A 17,790-nucleotide genomic window follows, 5' to 3' on the forward strand; every position below is an offset into this window, starting at 1 on the left:
AGGCCGCGTCGGGCGGAGGGCACAGGGCGGGACCTTGATGGTTTCGGTACTTTTCACAACTCCCCGGCGTTGCCCGGTATGCTGTGCCGCGGAATGCAGCCGGATCGGCCAATGGACCGCATACCCCAGCTTCTGGATCAGGACGAATCGATGCGCCTGGAGGTCAGTACGCTGGCCGAGGGGCAGGGGGTTCCGCTGTCGTTCGGGCACGCGTATCTGGCGGTACTGGTGTGCGTGTCCGGGCGTGCGCGCTTCGCACTGAACTTCCGTGAGGTGGCGGTGCAGCGGCACGACGTGCTGGTGCTGGCCGAGGACACGCTGGCGCTGCTGCGGAAGCGATCGCGTGGCTTCCTGGCGGTGGTCTGCCTGATGCCGAAGGCGCTGGCGTCGGAGGTGGCCTACGTACTGCCCAGCGCGCTGTTCAAGTTCCTGCATGAGCATCCCCATTGCGTGCCGTCGCCGCTGGAGGTGCCGCTCCTGCAGGGCTGGCTGCAGCAGCTGATGGACGCGCAGCATACTGGGGGCCGCTATCGGCACGTGATGCTGCGCAATCTACTGCAGACCTTTTTCCTGAAATTCGCCACGCTGTTGCCGGCACAGAAGGGGGCCGCAGCGTCGGTCAGCCGGCGCGAGCGCCTGGCCTGGAATTTCTGGGAACTGGTCGGCCAGCGCAGTACCCGCCAGCGCGACGTGCAGTCTTATGCCGATGCGTTGTGCATCACGCCGTTCTATCTTTCACAGCTCACCCGCGAGTGCTTCGGTGAAACACCCAAGGCGTTGATCGACCGCCAGGTGGTGCTGGAGATCAAGGCGCTGCTGAGCTACAGCGAGCTGCCGATCGGGCGCATCGCCGAGCGATTGTGCTTCGAGGATGCGTCCTACCTGTGCCGCTACTTCCGGCGGCACACCGGGCAGTCGCTGACCGGCTACCGCCGTGCGGGGCAGGGCGGCCCTAGTGGGATACGAACAGCGGTGCCGGCACTTCGGGCAGCAGATCCCCGGTAACCCCGCCGAGCATGCGTTCGACCACGCAGTCGCGGCGGTAGGGCCCCGGCACCCGCAGATCGGCTTCGCCAGGCCTGGCGAAAGGTCAATCCTGCTTCAACAGCTCGACCAGCTGGCGCAGGCGATAGGGCTTGGGCAGGAACTCCACCTGCTCCGGCAGCGGCGGCAGCTGCGAGCGCGCATAGCCGGAGGACAGGATCATGCGTGCCTGCGGCTGTTCGCGGGCGACGTGCTCGCTCAGTTCGATGCCGGACATGCCGTTGGGCATGCTGACATCGCTGAACACCACGTCAAAACGCGCCTCGCCCTTGAGCAGCTCCGCCGCCTCGTGGCCATCGGCGGTGGTGGCGACCTCGATGCCGAAATCGCGCAGGGCCAGGCCGATCATCTCGCGCAGATCGTTCTGGTCCTCCACCATCAGTACGCGGATCGGTTCATCGGTCATGGGTTGCTTCCTCTGATGCGGGTAACAGCAGGCTTACCGTCGTGCCGACACCGGGCGTGGTGGACACATCGACGAAGCCGCCGCTCTGGGTAGTGAAACCGAACACCTGGCTCAGGCCCAGGCCGCTGCCCTTGCCGATGTCCTTGGTGGTGAAGAAGGGCTCGCTGGCGCGCTCGGCGATGTCGGCCGCCATGCCATGGCCTTCGTCACAGACGCTGAGGGTGACATAGCCGCGTTGCAGCGTAGTGTCCGCATCCGGGTCGAGCCGATGTTCCAGCGCGGTGCCGATCAGGATGCGCCCGCCATCGATGGTGGCCTCCACGGCATTCGCCACCAGGTTGGCCAGGGCAGCCTGCAGCTGCATCGCGTCGGTGCACACCTGCGGCAGGCCCGGCGTGAGGCAGGCGTCCAGCGTCACCGTGGGCGGGCAGGCGCGCTGCAGGCCCGGCAGCCATTGCTGTACCAGCGTGTTGATGTCCAGCGGTTCGCGGATCAGGGTCTGGCCCGTGCTGAAGGCCAGCAGCTGGCGGGTCAGCAGGGCGCCGCGGTCGGTGGCTGCCTGCGCAGCGTCCAGCAGCTCGGCGGCGCGTGCATCGTCACCGCGGACGCGTAGCGACAGCAGGTCCAGTGCGTTGCCGATGGTGGTCAGCAGGTTGTTGAACTCGTGCGACAGGCCGCGGCTGAGCCGGCCGACCGTCTCGAACTGCTGGGTGTTGCGCAGCGCACGCTGGGCATCGCGCAGCAGTCGCTGCGCCTGCCATTGCTCGGTGATGTCGCGGGTGATCTTGACGAAGCCAAGCAGTTCGCCCGCTTCAACGACCGGCTCGATGACCACGCTGGCGCGGAACGAGGAGCCGTCGCGGCGTACCCGCCAGCCCTCGCTGGCAACATGGCCCTGCTGCGCCGCGAGGCGGAGCAGGCGCTGCGGTTCGCCGGCCTCGCGCTCGGTGGCCAGGTAGAAGCGACCGAAGTGCGTACCCACCACTTCATCGGCTGAATAGCCCTTGATACGCTCGGCGCCCGGGTTCCAGCTGCAGACGATGCCTTCAGGATCAAGCAGGTACAGCGCATGGTCGCGCACGCTGTCGATCAGCAATCGCAGTTGTCGGGAAGGGTCCGTCAGCACGGACGTCGTAGAGGCAGCTGCGTCCACGTGTAGATAAGTGTTACCCCTGTGAGGGACGTGAAGCTAGGCATTCAAGTGTGAAGGATGCGTGCACACCTGACACGTGCCATTTGTCCTGTGCGGCTGAATGCGACACGGAGTACCATCTTCCACCCTTTGCCTTCTGGAACCGACCTGCATGCGTCCTGGTGCGACTACGCGTGACCGCTGGATCTGGATGACCTCTGCCGTATTGCTGGCGGCGACCATCGCGCTGGAACTGGTGGTACCGCTGGGATACGCGGTCTGGCTGGCCTATTTCCTGGCCGTGGGCGTCACGGTGTTCCAGCGCAGTGCGCGCGCGCCGTTCGTGGTCGCGATGATCGCCTGTATCCTGCTGGTGATCGGCTTCAACGTGGCGCCCGCCAGCAACAACTCGTCGTTCTCGTTCGTCAACCGCACCATCGGTGGCTGCGCCTTCCTGATGATCGCGCTGATCGTCTCGCGCGCCATCCAGGCCCGCCGCCAGGCCATGCGCGCGCTCTGGCTGCAGGAGGCCGAGAACGCGGTGGCGTCGAGCCTGCGCGGTGACCTGGGGCCGGAGCAGATCGCCGAGGCGGCTGCGACGAGCCTGGCCGGGCAGCTGGACGCGGAGGTCGGTGCGGTCTATCGGCTGGAAGGCGGACGGCTGCAGCTGACCGGTGGCATGGCGCTCCCTTCGGGCGCGCCGGCCTCGCTGGCCCTGCACGAAGGGCTGGCCGGGCAGGTCGCTCGTGATGAACGGATCCGCCACCTGCATGGCGACGATGCCGCCGTGCTTGAACTGCAGACCAGCCTGGGCCGGCTGCCGGTGCGCGAGCGCATCCTGGCGCCGCTCAGCAGCGATGGTGCCGTGGTCGGCATCATCGAACTGGGCCGCGCCCGGGTCGGTGAACAGCGTGATCTGGATCGCGAGCTGCTGGAGCGCTGTGCCGAGACCATCGGCCTGGCGCTGCGCGCATCGCTGTTGCGTGCGCAACTGGTGGTGCTGCTGGAAGAGTCGCAGCGCCAGGGCGAGGAGCTGCAGGCCCAGCAGGAAGAGCTGCGCGTGGCCAACGAGGAGCTGGAAGAGCAGAGCCGCAGCCTGCTGCAGTCGCAGAGCCACCTGGAAGAACAGCAGGCCGAGCTGGAACAGAGCAACGTGCAGCTGGAAGAGCGCACCCACGAGCTGGAGGCGCAGAAGCAGGCGCTGCTGGTCGCGCAGAGCCAGCTGGTGCGCAACAGCAACGAACTGGCCGCGACGTCGCGCTACAAGTCCGAGTTCCTGGCCAACATGTCGCACGAACTGCGCACGCCGCTGAACAGCTCGCTGATCCTGGCCAAGCTGCTGGCCGACAACAAGGACGGCACGCTCACCGAAGAACAGGTGAAGTACGCCCGTGCGATCCTCTCGTCCAACAACGATCTGTTGGCACTGATCAACGACATCCTCGATCTGTCGCGCATCGAGGCCGGCCATGTCGAACTGTCCGATGAAGTGGTGGTGGTCGACAGCGCGCTGCAGCGCCTGCGCGAGACCTTCGAGCCGATGGCGCGGCAGAAGGGCCTGGCCCTGCAGATCGAAGCCGATGCGCTGGCACCGAGCCAGCTGGTGGTCGACAGCCAGCGGCTGCAGCAGATCCTGAAGAACCTGCTGGCCAACGCGGTGAAGTTCACCGAGCACGGAAAGGTCAGCCTGCACGTGCGTGCGGCCGGCAATGGCCGCATCCGGTTCGAGGTCTGCGACACCGGCATCGGCATCGCCCGCGAGCAGCTGGACGTCATCTTTGAAGCCTTCCGCCAGGCCGACGGCAGCACCCGCCGTCGCTACGGCGGTACCGGCCTGGGCCTGTCGATCTCGCGCGATCTGGCCGAGCGCATGGGCGGCCAGATCCAGGTCGACAGCGAGCCCGGGCGCGGCAGCTGCTTCATCCTGGAGCTGCCATTGCAGGGCGCCCCCGCGGCGAGCGCAGCCGAGGCTGCCGAGGTCCCCGTGGCAGTGCCGGCGCCGGCACGGACACCGGCCGTGCTGCCGCCCGCGCCGGTGCGCGCTGCCACTGCGTCGGCGCCGGCCACTGCGTCGGCGGGCGTGGCCGACGACCGCGGCCGCCGCCAGCGCGCCGGGCGCCTGATCCTGGCGGTCGAGGACGATGCCACGTTCGCCGAAGCACTGGTGGCCCTGGCCCATGAACTGGACTTCGACTGCGTGGTGGCGGGTACGGCGGAAGAAGCGCTGACACTTGCCAGTGAGCTGCGTCCAAACGGCATCCTGCTTGATATCGGCCTGCCGGACGTGTCGGGCCTGAGCGTGCTGGAGCGCCTGAAGCGCAACCCCGAAACCCGCCACATCCCGGTGCATGTGGTCTCGGCAACGGACCGCAGCCAGGTGGCGCGCGAGCTGGGCGCGATCGGCTTCGCGATCAAGCCGACCACGCGCGAGCGGCTGGTGACGGCCATCGAGCAGCTGGAACAGACCAGCCAGCGCGACGTGCGGCGCCTGCTGATCGTCGAGGACGACAGCGAGCTGCGCAGCAACCTGGAACTGCTGCTGGGCCGCGACCAGCTGCAGATCGTCGCGGTGGGCACCCTGGCCGGCGCACTGGAACAGCTCAGCACGGTCACGTTCGACTGCATGGTGATGGACCTGTCGCTGCCCGACGGCAGCGGCTACGACCTGCTTGAACACATGGCCGGCAACGATGAGGTCGGTTTCCCGCCGGTGATCGTCTACACCGGCCGCGCGCTCAGCCGCGAGGAAGAGCAGCGCCTGCGCCGCTATTCCAAGAGCATCATCATCAAGGGTGCGCGTTCGCCGGAACGCCTGCTGGATGAAGTGACCCTGTTCCTGCACAGCGTCGAGGCCAGCCTGCCGACCGACCAGCAGCGCCTGCTGCGCGAAGCGCGCCGTCGCGACACCGTGCTCGATGGCCGTACCGTGCTGCTGGCCGAAGACGATGTCCGCAACATCTTCGCGCTGTCCAGCGTGCTCGAACCGCTCGGCGTCACGCTGGAGATCGCGCGCAATGGCCAGGAAGCGGTGGATCGCCTGGCCGAGCGCGAGGTCGATCTGGTGCTGATGGACATCATGATGCCGGAGAAGGATGGGCTGGCCGCGATGCGCGAGATCCGCGCGCAGCGCCACCTGCAGGACCTGCCGATCATCGCGCTGACCGCCAAGGCCATGCCGGACGACCGTGAGCGTTGCCTGCAGGCGGGCGCCAACGATTACATCGCCAAGCCCATCGACGTCGACAAGCTGGTCTCGCTGTGCCGGGTCTGGTGCTCGCGGCAATGAACGAACAGGCGCTGTTCGACCTCGAACTGAAGGTCCTGCTGGAGGCGCTGTACCAGCGCTACCACTACGATTTCCGCAGCTATGCGGTGTCGTCGCTGCGCCGACGCATGCGCCAGGCGATGCAGCGCTATGAGTGCGAGCGGCTGGTCGACCTGCAGTACCGGCTGCTGCACGAGCCGGACCTGTTCGCCCAGGCCATGCAGTTCTTCACCGTGCAGGTCTCGGAGATGTTCCGTGACCCTGCGTATTTCCGTGAGCTGCGCGAGCAGGTGGTGCCAGTGCTGCGTACCTATCCCTCGGTGAAGCTGTGGGTGGCCGGCTGCAGTACGGGCGAGGAAGTGTGGTCGCTGGCGATCCTGCTGCATGAGGAAGGCCTGCTCGAGCGCAGCATCGTCTATGCCACCGACATCAATCCGGCCGCGCTGGCCACCGCCGAGGCGGGCGCCTATGGCATCGACCGCATGGCCCAGTTCAGCCGCAACTACCTGGCCGCCGGTGGCACCGCGTCGCTGTCGGACTACTACGCTACCGCCTACGATGGTGCGGTGTTCGACCGCCAACTGCGCCGCAACGTGGTGTTCGCCGACCACAGCCTGGCCACCGATACCGTGTTCTCCGAAGTACACCTGGTGTCGTGCCGCAACGTGCTGATCTATTTCAACCGCGACCTGCAGGATCGCGCGGTGGGCCTGTTCCGTGATGCGCTGGTGCATCGCGGCTTCCTTGGCCTGGGCAGCAAGGAGTCGCTGCAGTTCGGGCGCCACCACGGTGCGTTCGAGGTCTGCTCGCGCGAGCATCGCCTGTACCGGAAAGTCGCCTGATGAGCCTGCTGATACGACCGGCCGTGCTGGTGATCGGGGCCTCTGCGGGTGGGGTCGCAGCACTGCAGACGGTGCTTGGCGCGCTGCCTGCGGCACTGCCGGCGCCGGTGCTGGCAGTGCTGCACCTGCCACGCGATCGCAGCAGCCGCATCGCCGAAGTGCTGGCGCCGTACTGCGCGCTGCCGGTGCGCGAGGCCGAAGACAAGCAGCCGCTGCAGCCTGGTACGGTGACCTTTGCGCCACCGGACTATCACCTGCTGGTGGAAGACGCCGGTTCGCTGGCGCTGTCGGTGGACGCCCCGGTGCTGTTTTCTCGCCCGGCCATCGATCCGCTGTTCGAGTCGGCGGCAGCGGTGTTCGGCGCGCAGGTGCTGGCCCTGCTGCTGACCGGTGCCAGCAGTGATGGCAGCGAAGGCGTGGCCGCCGTGCGCGCCGCTGGTGGCCGCGCCTGGCTGCAATGTCCCGAGGAGGCCGAGGCATCGATGATGCCGGCCTCCGCCCTGCAGCACGCTGGCGCCGATGCCGTGCTGCCCCTTGAACTGATGTGCCGTCGCCTGAAGGAGTTGTTTGCATGAACCTGTTGCCACCGGACCCTGCGCAGTCGCAGACCCCGGTCAACCTGCTGATCGTCGATGACGTGCCGCAGAACCTGGTAGCCATGCAGGCGCTGCTGCAGCGCGAGGGCGTGAACCTGCTGCTTGCGGGCTCGGGTGCGCAGGCGCTGGAGCTGCTGCTGGAGCACGAGGTGGCGCTGGCATTGCTGGATGTGCACATGCCGGAGATCGATGGTTTCACCCTGGCCGAGCTGATGCGCGGTTCGCACCGCAGCCGCGATGTGCCGATCATCTTCCTGACCGCCTCGCCGGATGACCCGGTGCGTGCCTTCAAGGGCTACGAAACCGGTGCGGTCGATTTCCTGCACAAGCCGGTCGCACCGCAGGTGATCCTGAGCAAGGTCAACGTCTTCATCGAGCTCTACCAGCAGCGCCAGCTGCTGAAGGCGCGCAACGAGGCGCTGGAACGTTCGCTCAAGCTCAACGAGACGATGGCGGCCGTGCTCACCCATGACCTGCGCACGCCGCTGTCGGCGATCCTGCTGTGTGCCGACAAGCTGGCGCTGGAGCTTCCAGAGGACAATGCCGGTGCGCAGCAGACCCTGAAGCACCTGGAAGCCAGCACCCTGCGCATGGCGCGGATGGTCGAGCAGCTGCTGGACTTTTCGCGGATCCGCAGCGGCGGCCTGCGCCTGCAGGCAAGTGCCTGCGATCTTGCGGAAGTGACGCGTGCCGTGGTGGCCGAAGCGGGCAGCGCCCACGGCCACGCACGGGTGCATCTCGACATGCAGGGCGATACCCGCCTGCAGGGTGATCTGGATCGGCTTGGCCAGGTCGCCGCGAACCTGGTCGGCAACGCGCTTACCCATGGCAGCGAGGCGAGGGTGGAGGTGGACGGCCGCGATCCGCGCAGCGTGCTGCTGCGGGTAAGCAACGCCGGGCGGATCGACGACGCGCTGCTGCCGCGATTGTTCGAGCCGTTCAAGGCCAGTTTCCACCCCAGCAATGGTCTGGGGCTGGGCCTGTACATCGTTGATCAGTTCGTCCGCGCGCACGGCGGCCACATCGGCGCGCGCAACGAGGCGGGGCAGGTGGTGTTCGAGGCGACGCTGCCACGGCGCTCTGAAAGCCCGGCAACGGCGGCCAGCTGAATCCTTCAGCAAGCGACGCCTGGATCTGAGACGGGCTCGTCCGCAACTGCTACCGTGGCGGCAGATATTGCCAAGGAAGCACCATGCCACTGCGTGCGATCGCCTATGTCAGCCGGGCGCTGCCGGATCTCTCCGCTCGACGGCTGCAGGCGCTGGTCGACGATGCGGCCCGCTTCAACAAGATGGCCGGCGTGACCGGCGTGCTGCTGCACGACGGCGGGCGTTTCCTGCAGTACATCGAAGGGCCGCCGGATGGCATCGGTTCGGTCTACGAACGCATCCTGCAGGCCGGCAGCCATATCGACATCATTGAACTGGCGCGCGGCCGCCTGGGCCAGCGCCAGTTTCCGTACTGGTCGATGCGCGCGCTGCCGGTGGAGGAGGCGCTGTTGCGCCAGCTGTCATCCAGTGACTGGTCGGGCTTTACCCGTACGCTGCAGGGTGATCGCTCCGCGCCGACGCCGGTGGACCTGCTCGACAAGGTTGTGCAGCCAGCACTACACGCCGGCTGAGCGTCAGCCCGAGGTGCCGCCGCCGCAATAGGCGGCATGCAGCGCCTGCAGCACGCCCAATGCGGGCCCTTCCTGCATGCGGTAGTGGATGGCCTGTGCTTCGCGCCGGGTCGCCACGATGTCCATATCGCGCAGCACAGCCAGGTGCTGCGACAGCGCGGACGCACTCAATCCGGTCAGCGCCTGCAGCTCCGGTACCGGCGCTTCGCCTTCGACCAGGCGGCACAGCACGCGCAAGCGGGCAGGATGGGCCAGGCGCTTGAGCAGGGCAGCGGCCTGCGCGGCGTGCTTGGCCATCGCGGCACTGTCGAGCGGGGTGCTGGGCATGGTTGACCTTTTTGTTTAGACGTGTCTAATTTAGATAAATCTAAATAAAAGGGCAATCCCATGAAGGGCGTGAATGAGGGCAGGGCATGAACCTGCCGTGGACTGCGGTGGCCGGCGGTGGGCTGATCGGCGCCGCCGCAGTGCTGTTGCTCGCCACCCTCGGGCGTGTGGCCGGTATCAGCGGGATCGCCGCAGGCAGTCTGCGCGCAGCGGAAGGCGAGCGCGGATGGCGCTGGGCCTTCCTGTCTGGCCTGCTCGCGGCGGCCGGGCTGGTGCTGTGGTGGCAGTCGCTGCCCGACGCGTCGCCGCGGGTTCAGTTGCGCGATGCCTTGCCTGCCTGGCAGTTGATCGGCGCCGGCCTGCTGGTGGGCTTCGGCACCCGCTTGGGCAGTGGCTGTACCAGCGGTCACGGCGTCTGTGGCATGGCTCGCGGCTCGAAGCGCTCGCTGCTGGCGGTGCTGGTGTTCATGGCCTGCGCGATGCTGACGACGTTCCTCATCCGCCACGGCGGAGGCCCGGCATGAGCCGCGCGACAGGGGCCGCGGCAGCGGCGGGTGCGCTGTTCGGTGCGGGGCTGGCGCTTTCGGGGATGACCGACGCGCGCCGTGTGCTCGGCTTCCTCGACATTGCGGGTGATTTCGATCCCACCCTGGTGTGGGTGCTGGGCGCGGCGCTGCTGGTCAGTGCGGTCGGCCAGCGCTGGGTGCTGCGCCGCGCGCAGCCGTGGTTCGCGGTGCGCTTCCAGCTGCCCAGTGCGCGTGATGTCGATGCGCGCCTGCTGCTGGGCGCCGCACTGTTCGGTATCGGCTGGGGATGGGCTGGCTATTGCCCGGGACCGGCCATCGCCGGGCTGGCAGTCGCGTCGCGTGAAGCGCTGTGGTTCGTGCCTGCGATGCTTGCAGGTTTCTGGCTGCACGATCGGGTCGTACGCTGAGGCTTCACCCCTGTGTCACCCTGCGTGCGGTCAGATCCGGGGTTCACGGGGAAAGGAGCACAACGACATGGTACGGATGAAGTGGACGGGCAGGGCAATGCTGGCGGTCGCACTGGCCGCTGCGGTGGCACCGGCGCTGGCCTGCACGCGCGCGGTGTACCTGGGTGACAACGGTGATGTGATCACCGCACGCTCGATGGACTGGAAGGTCGACGTGGCCACCAATCTCTACGTGCTACCGCGCGGCATCGCGCGCACCGGCCAGGCCGGACCGAAGTCGCTGGCCTGGACAGCGCGCTATGGTTCGGTGGTGGCCACCGGCTACGACGTGTCGACCACCGATGGCATGAACGAGAAGGGCCTGGTGGCCAACCTGCTGTGGCTGGTCGAATCGGAGTATCCGCAGCAGCGCGGCAACAAGCCGGGACTGGCGATTTCGCTGTGGGCGCAGTATGTGCTGGACAATTTCGCGACCGTGGATGAGGCAGTGGCGGCGCTGAAGCGCGAGCCGTACTCGATCGTCACCGACAAGGTGCCGGGCGAGGACCGCCAGGCAACGCTGCATCTGTCGCTGTCCGACGCGAGCGGCGACAGTGCCATCGTCGAGTACATCGGGGGGCGCCAGGTGATCCACCATGACCGGCGCTACCAGGTGATGACCAACTCGCCGATCTTCGAGCAGCAGCTGGCACTCAACAGCTACTGGCAGCAGATCGGTGGCACGGTGATGCTGCCAGGTACCAACCGCTCGTCCGACCGCTTCGCGCGTGCGTCGTTCTACATCAACGCCATTCCCAAGGCCGAGGACCCGGTGGAAGCGCTGGCCAGCGTGTTCAGCGTGATCCGCAATGCGTCGGTGCCGTACGGCATCACCACGCCGGGCGAGCCGAACATCTCATCGACGCGCTGGCGCACGGTGGCCGACCACAAGCGGCGGTTGTACTTCTTCGAATCGGCGCTGACCCCCAACACCTTCTGGATCGATCTGAACAAGGTCGATTTCGGCGGCCAGGTGCTCAAGCTCGACCTTGGCAAGGACCAGCGCAACACGTTCGCCGGCGATGCATTGGGTCACTTCGTACCCAGTGCACCGTTCGCCTTCCTCGGCGTGGACGGCTAGCGCGAGGCCTGGTCCGGCGCGTCCTTCGGATAGACCGCCAGCACGCTGCAGCCCGGGCGGGCGAAGCGCGGCGTGCTGGCGCGCATGTCGCCGGGGATTCCGGACGGCGTCTCCACGATGCGATCGCCCGGATTGCCACAGATCAGGCCGTTCTGGAAACCGGACTGGAATTCCACCGAGGTCGCCCCGGCCAGGATCGAGCAGCTGCCGGCCAGTTCGACGCGGTAGTAGCGATTGCCGCCATTGCGGCGCGGATTGGTCTCCACCACCACGCCTTGCGGATCCTCGTTCCAGCTGCGCACATGGCGGGTGGCGAAGCAGAACGCTGGCGAGGCCTGGAAGGTATGGCGCGGGCTGCTGCCGCCACGGCTGGGCTTGCCTGTGGCGGTCACGTTCACCGGCGGCAGGGTGGCCGCGTACAGGCGGCTGCTCTGGCGAGCGGTGCTGGCGAACTCCCGGTTGTCGATGGGGGTGACACTGCCGACGCCGCAGCGGCGGCCATCCACCATCACCTGTTCACTGGGGCGGCCGCAGGCCCAGCCCGAAGGCGCCTCCAGCCGCAGTGTGCTGGCTTCGTTGACACCCGGGCAGGCTGCGCTGAAGTCGATGCGGAAGGCCTGGCCCCTGCCAGCACGGACCGCGATGGCGGTCGGTGTCTCCTGCTCGACCTGGCGTACGTCACGTGCGTCCAGGCAGTGCGGTGCAGGTGCCATGCGCTCGGCGGCCGATGGCGCGGATGGCGCCTGGGCCAGGGCGGCCAGGGGTAAGGCGCTGGCCAGTGCCAGCGGAAGCAATCGGATCATGCTGTTCATCCTGCCATCCCTGCGTCTGTAACTGGCTGGAACATAGCATGGCCGGTGCCGGGGCCGCGTTGCAGGGAAATGCCAGCACGCGCACACTCGTCATATGGGCGCGATCTTCCACCTGCGGCACTACGGCCAGGCCACCGGCCTGGACCGTCATGACTACGCGCAGTGGGTGCTGCCGCTGCAGGGCGAACTGCAGTTCGAGATGCAAGGCCGCGGTGGTCGCCTGGACCTGCTGCAGGGGGCCTTCGTCGCGGCTGGCGAAGCACACGACCAGATGGCCGATGGCCCGAATGCTTTCGTGATCGTCGACTGCCCCCCGGGTGTGCTCGATGACGGTACCCAGGAACACCTGTGCCGCCAGCGCTGGCTGCATCTGCCACTGGCGCTGCGACAGCGCCTGGCGCAGGTGTGTGAGGGCCAGGCACTGCCGGCCCTGTTGCCGCAGCTGGTCCAGGTGTTCGCACCGGCGGGCAGTGGTGCGCGCCTGCAGGGCCTGTGCGCGGCGGTGCAGGTTGATCCGGGCCAGGCGTGGCCGGTAGCACGCATGGCCGCCTTCGTCGGTGTCAGCGAAAGCCGGTTGCATGCGCTGTTCCAGCGGGAGTTCGGGCTGAGCCCGCAGGCCTGGCTCAGTGCAAGCCGGTTGCGTTGGGCCAAGCACCAGCTGCGTACCAGTGCGGCGCCGATCAGCGATATCGCGCTGGCGGCAGGCTATTCCGAGCAGAGTGCACTGACCCGTGCGCTGCGTCGTGAGTGCGGGCAGACGCCGGCCGCCTGGCGCAGGGGCGCCATCTGACCTGTAGAGCCGAGCCCACGCTCGGCTGCCCTTATCTGCACAGCGGCCAATCGCAGCCGAGCATTGGCTCGGCTCTACAGAGATGACAAGGCAATAGCCTCGGTCAAGAGTGCGCCACTGGTGAGCGCTTACACTGCGCGGCCCGTTCTCTTCCCCCGAAGAACCCGAATGCGCAACAACCCGATGGCCCTGGGCATCGCCAATGGCGTTGCCGCTGGCGCGCTGTGGGGCGTGGTCTTTCTCGCCCCCGCCGTGCTGCAGTCGTTCAATGCCCTGCAACTGTCCGCCGGTCGCTACCTGGTCTATGGCCTGATTGCCATCGCTCTGCTGCTGCCGCGCTGGAAGCGGCTGGCACCGCGGCTGGGCCGCGCCGAATGGTTCGGGCTGCTGTGGCTGAGCCTGGCTGGCAACCTGGTGTACTTCCTGCTGCTGGCCACGGCGGTGCAGTGGGCCGGTGGCGCGGCGGCGTCATTGATTGTCGGCCTGATTCCGGTGGTGGTCACTGTGGTTGGCGTGCGCGAGCAGGGCGCGGTGCCGTTGAAGAAGCTGCTGCCGGCGCTGGGCCTGTGCGTGCTCGGCGTGGCGCTGGTGGGCTGGGAAGCATTGATGTCCGAATACCTCGCAACACCGTGGCGGCAGCGCCTGATCGGCCTGCTCTGTGCGTTCGGCGCGCTGTTCTCGTGGGCGCTGTACTCGATCGGCAACAGTCGTTGGCTGGCACGCCGGCCGGACCTGTCCAGCCACGACTGGTCGTTGCTGACCGGCGTCACCACTGGCGGCCTGGCCCTGCTGCTGGTGCCGATGGCCTTCATCGGCCACAGCGGTACCCACACCGCGGCGCAGTGGAGTGGCTTCTGGGCGATCAGCGCCGGCGTGGCAGTGGTGGCCTCGATCCTCGGCAACGCGTTCTGGAACCGTGCCAGCCGCCTGCTGCCATTGACCCTGACCGGGCAGATGATCGTGTTCGAGACGCTGTTCGCGCTGGCGTATGCCTTCGCCTGGCAGCAGCGCTGGCCCTCGCTGCTGGAGGCGCTGGCGATCGTGTTCCTGGTGGCCGGCGTGATGCTGTGCGCGCATGCCCATCGCTCGCCACGGGCGATCGCCGAACATGCAGGCTGAATGTGGGCGTCAAGCGTGCTGATGCCGGCTTGGTCTCAGATGCAACCAAATGCCGGCACGTTGGCCGATGATCGCCGCAATGGTTTTTTGCATCGCAGCACTTGACAGCGGACCGGCGCACAGTGTTTTCTGTGCGTCATGGTCCTTGATGCCGCCCACGCCAGCCTGATCGCCCCCGCCATTGCGGGCCGTCCGACTGCGCCGGTCGCCACCACCACCATTACCACCACCACCGTCACCACTGCCCTGGTGCGGCCCGTCGTCTTCGTGTAACTCCCGAAAACCACGGCCCCGCACCATCCAGGTGGCGGGGAAACTCGACACCTGCATGCGACGGGGCCTCCTAACGAGGTCTGCATGTCTTCCCACGCCCCCGCCCATCCCGTTGCCCCGGCCGATCTGGCTGCACCGTCCACTGTCGTGCACAAGTTCGGCGGCACCTCGGTGGCCGATGCCGAACGCTATCGCCATGTTGCCGGCCTGCTGCTGGCCCGTCCTGAGTCGCTGCAGGTCACTGTCGTCTCGGCGATGAAGGGGGTCACCGACGCGCTGATCGATCTGGCGCAGCTGGCGGCAAAGGGTGACCAGGGTTGGCGCGAGGCCTGGCATGCCCTGCGCGCGCGCCACCGTGGCGCCGCCGTGGCGCTGCTGGGCGAGCAGGTCGGCGAGACGGTCGAATGGATCGACGCCCGCTTCGATCAGCTGGCCGAAGTGCTGGCGGCGCTGGCGGTGATCGGCGAGCTGCCGCGCGAGGTGCTGGACCGCGTGCAGGGCCTGGGCGAAGTGTTCTCCGCGCAGCTGCTCGGCACCCACCTGCGTGCCTTGGGCGAAGACTGTGCGGTGCTCGATGCGCGCGATGTGCTGGTGGTCGGGCATGGCGAGCTGGGCGTCGATGTCGACTGGGAAGCCAGCGCCGACCGCCTCGCGCAATGGCGCCTGCAGCATCCGCAGCCGCGCCTGGTCGCCACCGGTTTCGTCGCGCGTGACCGTGATGACCGCATCACCACCCTGGGCCGCAACGGCAGTGACTACTCCGGCGCGATCTTCGCCGCGCTGTTCAATGCCGATGAACTGCACATCTGGACCGACGTCGACGGCGTGCTGTCAGCCGACCCGCGGCTGGTACCCGAAGCCGTGCAGCTCGAATCGCTCAGCTACGACGAGGCCTGCGAACTGGCTTACTTCGGCGCCAAAGTGGTGCACCCGCAGACGATGTCGCCGGCGATCCGCCTGGGCCTGCCGATCTTCATCCGCAATACGTTCCAACCGGCGCATCCGGGTACGCGCATCAGTGCCGAGCGCTCGCCGCGTGGGCCGGTAAAGGGCCTGACCCTGAGCCCGGGCCTGGCCCTGTTGAACCTGGAAGGCACCGGCCTGATCGGCGTGCCAGGCACTGCAGAGCGCGTATTCGCTGCCCTGCGCCAGGCGCAGGTGTCGGTGGTGATGATCTCGCAGGGTTCGTCGGAACATTCGATCTGCTGCGTGGTGCGCGCCGCCGAAGCTGCACGTGGCCGCGAGGCGCTGCTGCATGCGTTTGCGCATGAGCTGTCGGTGGGCCAGGTGCAGCGCGTGCAGGTCAGCGAGGGCGTCAGCGTTCTGGCGGCGGTGGGCGACGGCATGGCCGGTCAACCCGGCGTGGCGGCACGCCTGTTCGAGGCGCTGGGCCGCGCACAGGTGAACATCCTGGCAATCGCGCAGGGCTCGTCCGAGCGCAACATTTCGGTGGCGGTGGACAGTGCCAATGCCACCCGCGCCCTGCGCGCCGCGCATGCCGGCTTCTGGCTGTCGCCGCAGACCTTCGCGGTGGGTGTGATCGGGCCTGGCAACGTCGGTGCCGCGCTGCTGGACCAGCTGCTGGCCGCGCGCCCGCAGTTGCTGGCCAAGGCCAATGTCGACCTGCGCCTGCGCGCACTGGCCTCGCGTTCGCGCATGCGGCTGGATGCGGATGGGCTGCATGCCGACTGGCGCGAAGCCCTTCAGCAGGCGGGTGAGCCCAGCGATCTGGATCGCTTCACCGAACACCTGCTGGCCGCGCACCTGCCGCATGCGGTGGTGATCGACTGCAGTGGCAGTGCCGAGGTGGCCGAGCGCTATGAGGGCTGGCTGGCAGCCGGCATCCACGTGGTCACACCGAACAAACAGGCCGGCGCCGGGCCGCTGCCGCGCTACCAGCGCATCCGCGCCGCGGCGGCGGCCAGTGGTGCGCGTTTCCGCTACGAGGCCACGGTGGGCGCGGGCCTGCCGGTGATCACCACGCTGCGTGACCTGGTCGATACCGGTGACGAGGTGCTGGCCATCGAAGGCATCTTCTCCGGCACGCTGGCCTGGCTGTTCAACCGCTTCGATGGCAGCCAGCCGTTCTCGCAGCTGGTCGCGCAGGCGCGGTCGATGGGCTACACCGAGCCGGACCCGCGTGACGATCTTTCGGGCGTGGACGTGGCGCGCAAGCTGGTGATCCTGGCCCGCGAAGCCGGCCACGCGCTCAGTCTTGAGCAGGTGGAAGTGGAAAGCCTGGTGCCGGCGCTGCTGCGCGAGGGCAGCGTGGATGACTTCATGGCGCGGCTGGGCGAGTCCGACGCCAGCCTGCTGCAACGCCTGCAGGATGCGCGGGCGCGTGGCGCGGTGCTGCGCTATGTGGCACAGCTGGGTGCCGACGGCGCCTCGGTGGGGCTGCAGGAACTGCCGGCCGATCATGCCTTCGCCAACCTGCGGCTGACCGACAACGTGGTGCAGTTCCGCACCCGTCGCTACTGCGACAACCCGTTGGTGGTGCAGGGGCCGGGTGCGGGTCCGGAGGTGACGGCAGCGGGTGTGTTCGCGGACCTGCTGCGGGTCGCCGCCGGTGAAGGAGCGCGGCTGTGATCGCACGTGCGTTCGCGCCTGCCTCGGTGGCCAACGTGGCAGTGGGCTTCGACATTCTCGGCCATGCCATTGCCGGTATCGGCGATACCGTGAGCGTGCGCCGCATCGACGAGCCGGTGGTGCGGATCGATGCGATCCGTGGCAGTGCCGTCGCGCTGCCACTGGACGCCGCCGGCAACACCGCCGGGGCTGCGCTGATGTCGCTGCGCGAAGGCCTGGGCCTGGATTTCGGTTTCGCGGTCGAGATCGACAAGGGCATCCCGTTCGGTTCCGGCATGGGCGGTTCGGCAGCGTCGAGTGTCGCGGCGCTGGTCGCCGCCAATGCGCTGCTGCAGGCCCCGTTGCCGCGCGAAGCGCTGTACCCCTACGCGCTGGACGGTGAGGCGGTGGCCAGTGGTGGCCGTCACGGTGACAACGTCGGCCCGCTGCTGCTGGGTGGCCTGGCGCTGTGCACGGCCGATCGCCTGTTGCCGGTCCCGGTGCCTGCCAGCTGGCACAGCCTGCTGGTGCATCCGCACGCGGTGCTGGAAACGCGCCGTGCCCGCCAGGCCCTGCAGGGCAGCTATGCGCTGGGCGAGTTCGTGGCCCAGAGCGCGAACCTCGCGCTGGTGCTCAGTGGTTGCCATCGCAGTGATGCGACGCTGGTACGCGCGGGACTGCGCGACGTGCTGGTCGAACCGCGACGGGCCGGATTGATTGCCGGCTTCGAGGCCGCCCGTGATGCAGCGCTGTCGGCCCATGCAATGGGCGCGGGCATCTCCGGTGCCGGACCCAGTGTGTTCGCCTGGTTCGAGGATGCCGACCAGGCCCGTGCCGCCGTGGCGCCGGTGCAGGCAGCGTTCGCTGCGGCCGGCTTCGACAGTGACGCCTGGGTATCGCCGCTGGATGCGCCGGGAGCCCGGCTGTGCTGAATCCTTCCC

The 17,790-nt window shown here is 67.9% G+C and carries 18 protein-coding genes; 13 read left to right on the forward strand and 5 right to left on the reverse strand.

What is annotated here, in order from left to right:
- The first annotated feature begins 111 nt into the window (after positions 1–111).
- Positions 112–1,005, forward strand: coding sequence for a helix-turn-helix domain-containing protein (locus QP609_RS09425; protein WP_197620992.1), 894 nt, complete (start codon positions 112–114; stop codon positions 1,003–1,005).
- An 85-nt stretch (positions 1,006–1,090) separates the two neighbouring features.
- On the opposite strand, the gene QP609_RS09430 is transcribed toward QP609_RS09425, so the two are convergent.
- Both QP609_RS09430 and QP609_RS09435 read right to left on the reverse strand, forming a co-directional pair.
- Positions 1,091–1,450 (reverse strand): response regulator, encoded by a 360-nt coding sequence (locus QP609_RS09430; RefSeq protein WP_014646927.1) that lies wholly within the window; start codon positions 1,448–1,450, stop codon positions 1,091–1,093.
- On the reverse strand, positions 1,440–2,576 hold the full coding sequence (locus tag QP609_RS09435; protein ID WP_032957663.1) for a PAS domain-containing sensor histidine kinase: 1,137 nt from the start codon (positions 2,574–2,576) through the stop codon (positions 1,440–1,442). The genes QP609_RS09430 and QP609_RS09435 overlap by 11 nt, the downstream gene beginning before the upstream one ends.
- Before the next feature lie 178 nt (positions 2,577–2,754).
- Here QP609_RS09435 and QP609_RS09440 point away from each other — a divergent pair, with 178 nt between their 5' ends.
- The 5 genes from QP609_RS09440 (at position 2,755) to QP609_RS09460 (ending at position 8,906) form a co-directional block, all read left to right on the forward strand.
- Positions 2,755–5,868, forward strand: a complete 3,114-nt coding sequence (locus QP609_RS09440) for a response regulator (protein ID WP_197620993.1) — start codon at positions 2,755–2,757, stop codon at positions 5,866–5,868.
- Positions 5,865–6,689 carry a CheR family methyltransferase gene (locus tag QP609_RS09445; protein WP_197620994.1) on the forward strand — a complete coding sequence of 275 codons (825 nt, stop codon included), beginning with the start codon at positions 5,865–5,867 and terminating at the stop codon, positions 6,687–6,689. The genes QP609_RS09440 and QP609_RS09445 overlap by 4 nt, the downstream gene beginning before the upstream one ends.
- Positions 6,689–7,264: a chemotaxis protein CheB gene (locus QP609_RS09450; protein WP_014646931.1), complete on the forward strand. Its 576-nt coding sequence runs from the start codon at positions 6,689–6,691 to the stop codon at positions 7,262–7,264. The genes QP609_RS09445 and QP609_RS09450 overlap by 1 nt, the downstream gene beginning before the upstream one ends.
- Positions 7,261–8,394: a hybrid sensor histidine kinase/response regulator gene (locus QP609_RS09455; RefSeq protein ID WP_032957670.1), complete on the forward strand. Its 1,134-nt coding sequence runs from the start codon at positions 7,261–7,263 to the stop codon at positions 8,392–8,394. Before QP609_RS09450 ends, QP609_RS09455 begins: the two co-directional genes overlap by 4 nt.
- Before the next feature lie 83 nt (positions 8,395–8,477).
- Positions 8,478–8,906 carry a BLUF domain-containing protein gene (locus QP609_RS09460; protein ID WP_134966678.1) on the forward strand — a complete coding sequence of 143 codons (429 nt, stop codon included), beginning with the start codon at positions 8,478–8,480 and terminating at the stop codon, positions 8,904–8,906.
- 3 nt (positions 8,907–8,909) lie between these two features.
- On the opposite strand, the gene QP609_RS09465 is transcribed toward QP609_RS09460, so the two are convergent.
- Entirely contained in the window at positions 8,910–9,233 is a 324-nt protein-coding gene (locus tag QP609_RS09465; RefSeq protein ID WP_032957672.1) for a metalloregulator ArsR/SmtB family transcription factor, read from the reverse strand.
- Positions 9,234–9,319: 86 nt separating this feature from the next.
- On the opposite strand from QP609_RS09465, the gene QP609_RS09470 reads away from it, so the two are divergent.
- From QP609_RS09470 to QP609_RS09480, 3 genes are all read left to right on the forward strand, one after another.
- Positions 9,320–9,757 (forward strand): YeeE/YedE thiosulfate transporter family protein, encoded by a 438-nt coding sequence (locus tag QP609_RS09470; protein WP_014646935.1) that lies wholly within the window; start codon positions 9,320–9,322, stop codon positions 9,755–9,757.
- Positions 9,754–10,167, forward strand: a complete 414-nt coding sequence (locus tag QP609_RS09475) for a DUF6691 family protein (RefSeq protein ID WP_049440814.1) — start codon at positions 9,754–9,756, stop codon at positions 10,165–10,167. Before QP609_RS09470 ends, QP609_RS09475 begins: the two co-directional genes overlap by 4 nt.
- 67 nt (positions 10,168–10,234) lie before the next feature.
- Positions 10,235–11,287 (forward strand): linear amide C-N hydrolase, encoded by a 1,053-nt coding sequence (locus tag QP609_RS09480; protein WP_014646937.1) that lies wholly within the window; start codon positions 10,235–10,237, stop codon positions 11,285–11,287.
- Here QP609_RS09480 and QP609_RS09485 read toward each other — a convergent pair.
- Positions 11,284–12,090 (reverse strand): DUF6491 family protein, encoded by an 807-nt coding sequence (locus QP609_RS09485; protein ID WP_289214002.1) that lies wholly within the window; start codon positions 12,088–12,090, stop codon positions 11,284–11,286. The two genes, QP609_RS09480 and QP609_RS09485, sit on opposite strands and share 4 nt — an antisense overlap.
- A 103-nt stretch (positions 12,091–12,193) precedes the next feature.
- Between QP609_RS09485 and QP609_RS09490 the strand changes: the two genes are divergently transcribed.
- Positions 12,194–12,889, forward strand: a complete 696-nt coding sequence (locus QP609_RS09490; RefSeq protein ID WP_197620996.1) for an AraC family transcriptional regulator — start codon at positions 12,194–12,196, stop codon at positions 12,887–12,889.
- A gap of 168 nt (positions 12,890–13,057) precedes the next feature.
- Positions 13,058–14,008: a DMT family transporter gene (locus QP609_RS09495; protein ID WP_197620997.1), complete on the forward strand. Its 951-nt coding sequence runs from the start codon at positions 13,058–13,060 to the stop codon at positions 14,006–14,008.
- Between the two features lie 9 nt (positions 14,009–14,017).
- Here QP609_RS09495 and QP609_RS09500 read toward each other — a convergent pair whose 3' ends face one another.
- Positions 14,018–14,338 carry a hypothetical protein gene (locus QP609_RS09500; protein WP_197620998.1) on the reverse strand — a complete coding sequence of 107 codons (321 nt, stop codon included), beginning with the start codon at positions 14,336–14,338 and terminating at the stop codon, positions 14,018–14,020.
- 27 nt (positions 14,339–14,365) lie between these two features.
- On the opposite strand from QP609_RS09500, the gene thrA reads away from it, so the two are divergent.
- Together thrA and QP609_RS09510 are read left to right on the forward strand one after the other, a co-directional pair.
- On the forward strand, positions 14,366–16,870 hold the full coding sequence (thrA, locus tag QP609_RS09505; RefSeq protein ID WP_197620999.1) for a bifunctional aspartate kinase/homoserine dehydrogenase I: 2,505 nt from the start codon (positions 14,366–14,368) through the stop codon (positions 16,868–16,870).
- Complete coding sequence (locus tag QP609_RS09510; protein ID WP_014646943.1) at positions 16,867–17,781, forward strand: homoserine kinase; 915 nt, start codon at positions 16,867–16,869, stop codon at positions 17,779–17,781. The genes thrA and QP609_RS09510 overlap by 4 nt, the downstream gene beginning before the upstream one ends.
- The last annotated feature ends 9 nt before the right edge of the window (positions 17,782–17,790 follow it).

It is taken from the genome of Stenotrophomonas sp. 8(2023) (assembly GCF_030345295.1).
GTDB lineage: Bacteria > Pseudomonadota > Gammaproteobacteria > Xanthomonadales > Xanthomonadaceae > Stenotrophomonas > Stenotrophomonas muris.

What these genes read in the sequence shown, in the direction of transcription:
- QP609_RS09430 (WP_014646927.1), bottom strand. Translation starts at nt 1,450, where the DNA reads ATGACCGATGAACCGATCCGCGTACTGATGGTGGAGGACCAGAACGAT.
- QP609_RS09470 (WP_014646935.1), top strand. Translation starts at nt 9,320, where the DNA reads ATGAACCTGCCGTGGACTGCGGTGGCCGGCGGTGGGCTGATCGGCGCC.
- QP609_RS09425 (WP_197620992.1), top strand. Translation starts at nt 112, where the DNA reads ATGGACCGCATACCCCAGCTTCTGGATCAGGACGAATCGATGCGCCTG.
- QP609_RS09455 (WP_032957670.1), top strand. Translation starts at nt 7,261, where the DNA reads ATGAACCTGTTGCCACCGGACCCTGCGCAGTCGCAGACCCCGGTCAAC.
- QP609_RS09485 (WP_289214002.1), bottom strand. Translation starts at nt 12,090, where the DNA reads ATGATCCGATTGCTTCCGCTGGCACTGGCCAGCGCCTTACCCCTGGCC.
- QP609_RS09480 (WP_014646937.1), top strand. Translation starts at nt 10,235, where the DNA reads ATGGTACGGATGAAGTGGACGGGCAGGGCAATGCTGGCGGTCGCACTG.
- QP609_RS09490 (WP_197620996.1), top strand. Translation starts at nt 12,194, where the DNA reads ATGGGCGCGATCTTCCACCTGCGGCACTACGGCCAGGCCACCGGCCTG.
- QP609_RS09465 (WP_032957672.1), bottom strand. Translation starts at nt 9,233, where the DNA reads ATGCCCAGCACCCCGCTCGACAGTGCCGCGATGGCCAAGCACGCCGCG.
- QP609_RS09445 (WP_197620994.1), top strand. Translation starts at nt 5,865, where the DNA reads ATGAACGAACAGGCGCTGTTCGACCTCGAACTGAAGGTCCTGCTGGAG.
- QP609_RS09500 (WP_197620998.1), bottom strand. Translation starts at nt 14,338, where the DNA reads ATGCAGGTGTCGAGTTTCCCCGCCACCTGGATGGTGCGGGGCCGTGGT.
- QP609_RS09440 (WP_197620993.1), top strand. Translation starts at nt 2,755, where the DNA reads ATGCGTCCTGGTGCGACTACGCGTGACCGCTGGATCTGGATGACCTCT.
- QP609_RS09460 (WP_134966678.1), top strand. Translation starts at nt 8,478, where the DNA reads ATGCCACTGCGTGCGATCGCCTATGTCAGCCGGGCGCTGCCGGATCTC.
- QP609_RS09450 (WP_014646931.1), top strand. Translation starts at nt 6,689, where the DNA reads ATGAGCCTGCTGATACGACCGGCCGTGCTGGTGATCGGGGCCTCTGCG.
- QP609_RS09475 (WP_049440814.1), top strand. Translation starts at nt 9,754, where the DNA reads ATGAGCCGCGCGACAGGGGCCGCGGCAGCGGCGGGTGCGCTGTTCGGT.
- QP609_RS09495 (WP_197620997.1), top strand. Translation starts at nt 13,058, where the DNA reads ATGCGCAACAACCCGATGGCCCTGGGCATCGCCAATGGCGTTGCCGCT.
- thrA (WP_197620999.1), top strand. Translation starts at nt 14,366, where the DNA reads ATGTCTTCCCACGCCCCCGCCCATCCCGTTGCCCCGGCCGATCTGGCT.